Raw genomic sequence first — 7,404 nt, forward strand, 5'->3', positions numbered from 1 at the left:
AAATCCTTATCTGGCAAGAGACTTAATTGATTAGTTCGCTCTAGAGCAAAAACAATTGACAAAAATCGCTAAATGCTTTTCTATATAAGGGTTCCATCCCTTATAACCCCCGTCCATTGCATAACAATTACCGAAGAGCCTTTAAAAGATCGACCACGGTTTACGGATGAGCAATGGCAGCAAATGACTAAAGGATTAAACCAACTTGGTTCAATAGCTAAGGCAAATGGGATGCAGTTGTGCTACCACCCCCATGTGGGGACGGGAGTACAAGACCTCAAAGATATCGATAAGTTAATGGCCAATACCACTCCAGAAAATGTCAAATTGCTTCTTGATACGGGTCATTTATACTATGCGGGAGTTGATCCTTTAGCTGTTACCAAGAAATATGCTAACCGGATCAAGCACGTTCACCTAAAAAATATTCGCCAATCTGTTTTAGATAAATCCGAAGAAGATGGTATTAGCTTTCTAGATTCGATCCAGAAGGGGGTGTTTACCGTTCCGGGAGACCCCAAAGGTGCCATTGATTTTCCTCCCATCTTACAAGAGCTTGCTAAAGCCCATTATCAAGGATGGCTAGTGGTCGAGGCAGAACAAGATCCTAACAAAACAAATCCCTTAGAAAACGCGGTAATCGCTCGCACATATCTGCGCAAACTGACGGGTTTATAAACCCCATCCACAGGGAAAACCGTAGTTTTGTTTTTGCGGCTAGGATGCCTGCCTAGCAATACTTTTAAAGCTTAGGGACTTGCCTGCGAAATTCCAGTTCTCTGGACAGGTTACGGTTTGACTTGGCCATTGCGGGGGAGATGATCAAAAGATGATCAAAGGGAGCATCCCATTTTCACCATTGCCTTTTACAGATGGAAAAATTTCTCCTGAAACTCTCTCATGCAGACGCTCCCCCCATCCAAAATCCACAATCCAAAATGGGATACTCTCTCATGGAATCTAGTGATCACGCAAAAATCAGAAGCGTATTTGAAGAAGTCTATCCCACCAATGTTAGGGAGAGAGATCTATCTGCTTACGCCGATATGTACACAAAAGATGCCCTTTGGATGGCACCTGGAGTCCCCGATCGATCGGGAATTGCTGAAATAGTTGAAGGGTTTGCCGAACAGATTGCACAGAACGACATCGATCCTATTTTCACTGCTGAAGAAATCAAGGTTATGGGCGATTTCGGTTATGTCATAGGAATTTCTCGAGCCACAATTCGCCCGAAAGATGGCAGCCCATCAAGGTCCGTTAAGTTTCGGGCATTATGGTTAATGAAAAAAGAGCAAGATGTTTGGAAAATTAGTCGCCAGATCTGGAATAATAAACCGGAATAATTTTGTAAACCTTTCATTTTTGGAGACAGCTAAAATGGATAAGGAAGAATATCGCCACATTATTGACAACTACTTCCGTGCCTTCGGAACTGGCGATTTCTCTGAGGTGCAGTTCTCTTCTCAGATACAGTTTCTTAGCCCGATCAGTGAGAGAACTATCAACGGGACGGAAGATGTGTCAAACTTTGTAAGCGGTGTTGCTACTCGCGTCTCAGAGGTAAATGTCCTGTCAATTACCATTGAATACCCGAGGGCAAGTGGGGTCTGGCAGATGAAAACAACAAAAGGCACTCTATACACCCTGCACAATTTCTTCCGTCTTGACGAAGAAGGACTTGTCTATATTTGGCCGATGTTCGATCCCAAAGCGGTCATCGATAATCCAGCGGGATTGATTCAATGGCTTACGGGCAACGGCTATTAATTCGTTTTTCAATTCACACTGACTTTTGAATCAAAAAAAATCATCATCGGGAATAGCAAAAATGAGCAAATCTTCCTCCTTGTCTCAGCCTGATATTTACCTAAGCTTTTTCATGTTTACTACCGATCTAAAGCCCGATAACTCGGAATATCGAAAAACGGTTGTTGAACATATCAAAAAACTGCAAGATTTTGGTTACACTGGTTTCGAGTTTCCCATTGCACCTCCGCCTCCAGGAACTACAAATTATGCTCAGGATGATCTTAAAAACTATACTGAACTAAGGTCATATCTAGACAGCGAAGGATTGACAGAGGTAAAAATTTCTACTAATGTGGGGGCTACCCCTAGCTTCGATCCCAGTTCTCCCGACCCTGACATAAGACAAGAAGCTCTAGATTATCTTAAGTCACGGGTTGATATCACCGCCGCTTTAAGGGGTAATATCATGATGGGTCCAATTGTTATCCCTTACGGTCTTTTTCCAGTTACAGAATCCACCAAACAGCCTATCTGGAGTGATCAACTTCAGGATTATTTAAAAGGTCGCTATGAGAACGCTCAACCGATTCTTAATCAGTTAGGTGAATATGCAAAGGGCAAGAATGTCAAATTAGCGATCGAACCGATCACCCACTGGGAAACATCTGGACCGAACAAATTATCGCAATTAATTGAGTTTTTGGAGGAGGTTCCTAGTAAACAAGTAGGAGTGGTAATCGATAGCGCCCATGAAACTCTCGATGGCGAAGGTCCTGAGATTTTTGAGCAACAAGTTAAGTATCTTGCTGAACAGGAAAGACTCCACTATATCCAGGTGTCTCCTCCAGATCGCGGTGCCATTCATACCAGTTGGCTACCTTGGCAATCTTTTTTAAAACCAATTCTCAAGGTTTATCATGGGCCAATGGCGGTTGAGATTTTCAATGCTATTCCTGCTTTTACTAACTCATTGCGCCTGACTCGACGCAAGTTTTGGATTCCGGGAGAAGATGCAGCCAATGAATATCCCAGTGCCTATGATATTGCTGATCTTGCTATTAAAGCGACACGCCAAGAAATTGTTGAAACAATCAACAGCTATCGTTAAACTTAAGAGGTAATATGGGCTTTAGTTTATCTGATAAAAAAGCTAAAATTATCTCAGTCTTTCTGGTATTTGTTTTAGCATTAGGAATTGCCATTTGTGGCTTGGAAAATGCGATTGCCGCTCCCTTAAAAGGAAACCCAGAAATCATGGGAATGTGGGAAACCTTACCCATGCCACCGCCAGAAAATCGAATGCAGTCTGTCCATACTATAGTCTTACCCAATGGTAAGGTTTTGATGGTCAATGGCAGTAGTTTTCGCAGTCTGGTAGTTAAAGAAAATGGAGAAGATCAATTTACGCAATTTACCGAGGGAGTGGATGTCAAAAACTACGACGTAGTCAATAATACAGGGCTGCTCGATCCCGAAACAGGTAAAGTTGAACGCATTCCCTCACCCCCAGCCATACAACACGGGACAACTAACGATCTCTTTTGTGTGGGTCATGTACAGTTAGCGAACGGAAACGTTTTATTTGTGGGGGGAACAGGACGTTATTATCCTGGCGGTGCATTTACGGGAACAAAACAACTCAATTTATATGATTGGAAAACCAGGAAATGGAAAGACTTAGGGGAAATGAAAGAAGGACGCTGGTATCCGAGTTTAATTTCCTTGAATGATGGTAAAGTAGTGATTCTTTCCGGTTTAAAATGGGGAGGTCTTAATCAAATCAATCCCAGTATCGAAATTTACGATCCCAAAACCGAAAACCTCTCTTATTTTGATCCTACAACTATCAAAAACAGTCCCTTTAATACTAAAGTAGAAAATGGAGATGTTTATGATAGTATAGACCTCTATCCCCGGGTTTTTCCTCTAGCCGATGGACGGCTGTTGCTCACAGGAGATGAAGCCGGTATTGCCGGAGTTTTAGTGCCACATTCCAGCAAAAAAAGCTATTTGATGAGCATTAAAGAAGACGCAACTGGAAAATTATCTATTAGTTTTGAAGTAGGGCCAGACCGGGCAGAAACCAGCAAGGCTTACGGGACCGCCCTACAAGTGCCTAACTCCGAAGATGTCTTGTTACTAGGAGGCATCATTGGTACTAATAGTATTGCCTTTGGCCGAGGAGGTAATACTTCGGGTTTTCCAGGCGCTAAAGTCGTCGCTAGTTTACAACATTGGGTTTCTCCAGCAAACAGTCGCGAAAAGAATGGTAAATGGGAAATATTCCCCGATTTCCTCAAGACCCCCAGAGCTAACTTACAAGCGGTGATTTTACCCACTAAAGAAATTTTAGTGGTTAATGGAGGTGAATATCCCGAATACCTACCCGTTTACGAACCTTTATTGATGACTCCCGATGCAACCGCAGCAGCCGGGTATAAAACCCAGAGCTTGGAGCGGGCGAAATTGCCCAGGTTATATCATAATGGCGCAGTTTTATTACCAGATGCCCGTGTCCTAGTATTAGGTGGCAATGCTAACCGCGCTGCCAGGGAAAAAGACGGCACGGTTCATGTAAACGTTATAGGGGATCAGACTAGCTTTTTTAAATTTGCCAAGCTGCATGATCAATCAGGAAAGCCTGAAGAATTTGACCTCAATACTTTTTATCAAGATCCTCAGCATTATTTCGTGGAAAATGATAAAGAACCTTTTGTTCCAGCCGAAATTTGGCAAGGAGAGATCTTCAGTCCTCCTTATTTATTTAAGTCTGGTCCTCGCCCAGAAATTGTCAAAGCTACTGAAGAGCTTAACTACGGCCAATCTGGTAGCATTTCTGTAAAGAACGCCACGGAAAAAGGCTCTCTAGTTCTAGTTAAACTCGGTTCAGTCACTCATTCTTTTGATTTTGGGCAAAGATTAGCTGATTTGGCGGTAGAAAAGGTCACTTTGGGGGATGAGTCTGCCATTGACTTTAAAGTGTCAATCAGTCCCAATCTTTACCCACCGGGCTACTACATGATGTTCTACCTTAATGATGTGGGTAAGCCATCTCACGCCAAAATGGTCAAGCTTGGGGCTTGAGGTGCTAAAAATCGGCAATCCAAGGCACAATAATCAAGGAAAGTTTTCGATTAAAAAAAATACTCTTTTTGATCAATTGGGAGAAATTCTGCTGATGAAATATCTATCTGATAGCTTAGAAGTAGTGGCAGAATTGCCCTTTGCTCCAGGTAACATAACCCTAACCCCAGATGGCCGGCTTATTCTTAGCCTGCACCAATTTTATAACCCTGAAATGCGGGTAGCGGAATTAACTAAAGACGGTTTAATCCCGTTTCCTAATCAGTCGGACGGGACAATTATTACCCTTGATACCGTCTTAGGTATCAAGTCAGATGCTAAGGGAACTGTGTGGATGTTAGATAATGCCAATCAAAGCCAGTCAACCCCTAAACTGGTTGCTTGGGATACCCAAAATAATCAATTAGCGCGGGTAATTTATTTGCCCCCACCAATCACTCTCAATAATTCTTTTGTTAATGATTTGGTCATAGATCTGACCCGTAATTTCGTCTATATTTCCGATCCGGCTCCAGAAAAATTAGCGGCTTTGATTAGGGTTGATTTGAAAACGGGCTTAGCTTCTCGTATTTTGCAAGGATACCCCGGTATTATACCAGAAGATATCGATCTGGTGATTGATGGAACACCGGTACAAATTAAACAATCTGATGGAAGTTTGATTCGTCCTCATTTGGGTGTCAATGGCATTGTTTTAGATGCAGCCAATGAATGGGTTTATTTAAGCCCAATGCACCATACCAGTATGTATCGTATTCGGAGTGAGGATCTGAGCAACCCCAATTTAAGTGAAGCTGAACTGGGCAGTAAAATTGAACGATATAGCGATAAGCCAATTTGTGACGGTATTACTATTGACCAAGACAACAATATTTATCTGGGAGACTTAGCAGCTAATGGCATCGGGGTGATTACACCAGATCGCCGCTACCAACTGCTAGTAAATGATGAAAGATTGTCTTGGACTGATTGTTTAACCTTGGGATCCGATGGTTATTTATATGTGGATTGTAATCAATTAAATCGTTCACCACCTCTCAACGCAGGGGAAGATTCTTCCCATCCACCTTATTATATTTTTCGTCTAAAACTTTCGCAATCGTGAGGTATAAATCGGTAAAAATATTTAGTTTCAACTTGTCAAAACTGTAACCTAAATAGAGGAGTTAATCGATGGCACTTACAGAAGCAGACTTAAACACCTTACCAGAAAATGGCATTGATCCTGAAGAGCTTGGTAAATACCAGATTTTACTGGAAGATTTACAAGGCAATATTCTTCGGGGACATGGACGAGACTATAGCACCCATCTGTTTTTACAATTCAAACCAGATCTGACTAATCCAGTCAGAACGTGGATTCAAACTTTTGCCCAACAATATCTAAAATCTGCTAAACAACAGTCAGATGAGGCTCATCTATACCGAACCAAACAAGTATCGGGTGGCTTGTTTGCCAATTTCTTTTTATCTCGTAAGGGTTATGAATACCTAAAAATCGAACCCTACCAAATTCCCTCAGATCAGCCATTTCGCATGGGGATGAAAAATGATGACATCAGAAGTTTTTTAGGAGATCCACCGGTTGACCAGTGGGAAAACGGCTTTCAAACTCAAATTGACGCTTTAATACTGGTGGCCGATGACAGTATCCTCGATTTATCGGAAGCCGTCAAGAAAATAGAGGCACAATTGTGCCAAATAGCTGAAATTGTTCATCGAGATAATGGCTTTATCTTAAGAAATCAAGCCGGACAAATCATCGAGCATTTTGGCTTTGTTGATGGTGTGAGTCAGCCTTTATTTTTGAAGCGAGATATTCACAACTCACTACGCGATGACCGGGATTTTAAACAATGGGATCCGCGGGCATCTCTAGATGTTGTTTTAGTCAGGGATCCTAATGGACGAACTGAAGATAGTTATGGTAGTTATTTGGTTTATCGAAAACTTGAACAAAATGTGAAAGCATTTCGCCAGGATCAGCACCAACTAGCTCAAACTCTAAACATCAACGATGACTTAGCAGGAGCCCTGATTGTGGGCCGTTTCCAGGACGGAACTCCAGTTACTCTCTCGGATATGCCAACTTCTCCAGTTACACCCACTAACAACTTCAATTACGATCAGGATCAAACGGCGACAAAGTGCCCATTTCACGCCCACATTCGCAAAACAAACCCTCGGGGAGATACGGGGATAGTGGAGTCTTCTCCCGGTTTTAACGAAGCCTTAAAGATCGAAAAAAACCACCGAATTACCCGCCGGGCAGTTAGTTATGGAGAAAATGATGCCACAAAAGAACCCGAAAAGGACTCAGGATTACTGTTCATTTGCTTTCAATCTAGTATTGAAAATCAATTTAATTTTATGCAAGCAAGATGGGCTAATCCGAAAAACTTTGTCCAAGTCAATGTTGGTCCCGATCCATTGGTGAGAAGTTAAGCTTGTGTGTAATTTGTCAAGGGGTTATTGAAAAAAAATTGGGGACTACTTCGTTGCCGGTCAGGAAAAGGTGCTACAATCAGCTTGACTGTTGATTTTCGCTTTGTTTTGACAACTCCTAAA

7 protein-coding genes are annotated in these 7,404 nt (G+C 42.1%); all 7 read left to right on the forward strand.

Annotated elements, in window-relative coordinates; all coding sequences use genetic code 11:
• The first annotated feature begins 126 nt into the window (after window positions 1-126).
• The 7 genes from PX481_RS19635 to PX481_RS19665 all read left to right on the forward strand — a co-directional run bounded on the left by PX481_RS19635 (window position 127) and on the right by PX481_RS19665 (window position 7,281).
• Window positions 127-678 (forward strand): TIM barrel protein, encoded by a 552-nt coding sequence (locus tag PX481_RS19635; RefSeq protein ID WP_288095575.1) that lies wholly within the window; start codon window positions 127-129, stop codon window positions 676-678.
• Window positions 679-872: 194 nt separating this feature from the next.
• Entirely contained in the window at window positions 873-1,346 is a 474-nt protein-coding gene (locus PX481_RS19640) for a YybH family protein (protein WP_002762504.1), read from the forward strand.
• A 34-nt stretch (window positions 1,347-1,380) separates the two neighbouring features.
• Window positions 1,381-1,770: a DUF4904 domain-containing protein gene (locus tag PX481_RS19645; protein WP_002762506.1), complete on the forward strand. Its 390-nt coding sequence runs from the start codon at window positions 1,381-1,383 to the stop codon at window positions 1,768-1,770.
• A 112-nt stretch (window positions 1,771-1,882) separates the two neighbouring features.
• On the forward strand, window positions 1,883-2,860 hold the full coding sequence (locus PX481_RS19650; RefSeq protein WP_288024157.1) for a sugar phosphate isomerase/epimerase family protein: 978 nt from the start codon (window positions 1,883-1,885) through the stop codon (window positions 2,858-2,860).
• Window positions 2,861-2,874: 14 nt separating this feature from the next.
• Complete coding sequence (locus PX481_RS19655) at window positions 2,875-4,836, forward strand: galactose oxidase early set domain-containing protein (protein ID WP_288095572.1); 1,962 nt, start codon at window positions 2,875-2,877, stop codon at window positions 4,834-4,836.
• A gap of 94 nt (window positions 4,837-4,930) precedes the next feature.
• Window positions 4,931-5,941, forward strand: a complete 1,011-nt coding sequence (locus PX481_RS19660; protein ID WP_043999400.1) for an L-dopachrome tautomerase-related protein — start codon at window positions 4,931-4,933, stop codon at window positions 5,939-5,941.
• 68 nt (window positions 5,942-6,009) lie between these two features.
• Window positions 6,010-7,281, forward strand: a complete 1,272-nt coding sequence (locus PX481_RS19665) for a Dyp-type peroxidase (protein ID WP_288024163.1) — start codon at window positions 6,010-6,012, stop codon at window positions 7,279-7,281.
• Window positions 7,282-7,404: the final 123 nt, after the last annotated feature.

The organism is Microcystis sp. M53603_WE2 (assembly GCF_030065435.1).

Bases quoted from the DNA above. Each gene is read 5' to 3' on its own strand.
- PX481_RS19645 (WP_002762506.1), top strand. From the start codon at position 1,381: ATGGATAAGGAAGAATATCGCCACATTATTGACAACTACTTCCGTGCC.
- PX481_RS19650 (WP_288024157.1), top strand. From the start codon at position 1,883: ATGTTTACTACCGATCTAAAGCCCGATAACTCGGAATATCGAAAAACG.
- PX481_RS19665 (WP_288024163.1), top strand. From the start codon at position 6,010: ATGGCACTTACAGAAGCAGACTTAAACACCTTACCAGAAAATGGCATT.
- PX481_RS19660 (WP_043999400.1), top strand. From the start codon at position 4,931: ATGAAATATCTATCTGATAGCTTAGAAGTAGTGGCAGAATTGCCCTTT.
- PX481_RS19655 (WP_288095572.1), top strand. From the start codon at position 2,875: ATGGGCTTTAGTTTATCTGATAAAAAAGCTAAAATTATCTCAGTCTTT.
- PX481_RS19640 (WP_002762504.1), top strand. From the start codon at position 873: ATGGAAAAATTTCTCCTGAAACTCTCTCATGCAGACGCTCCCCCCATC.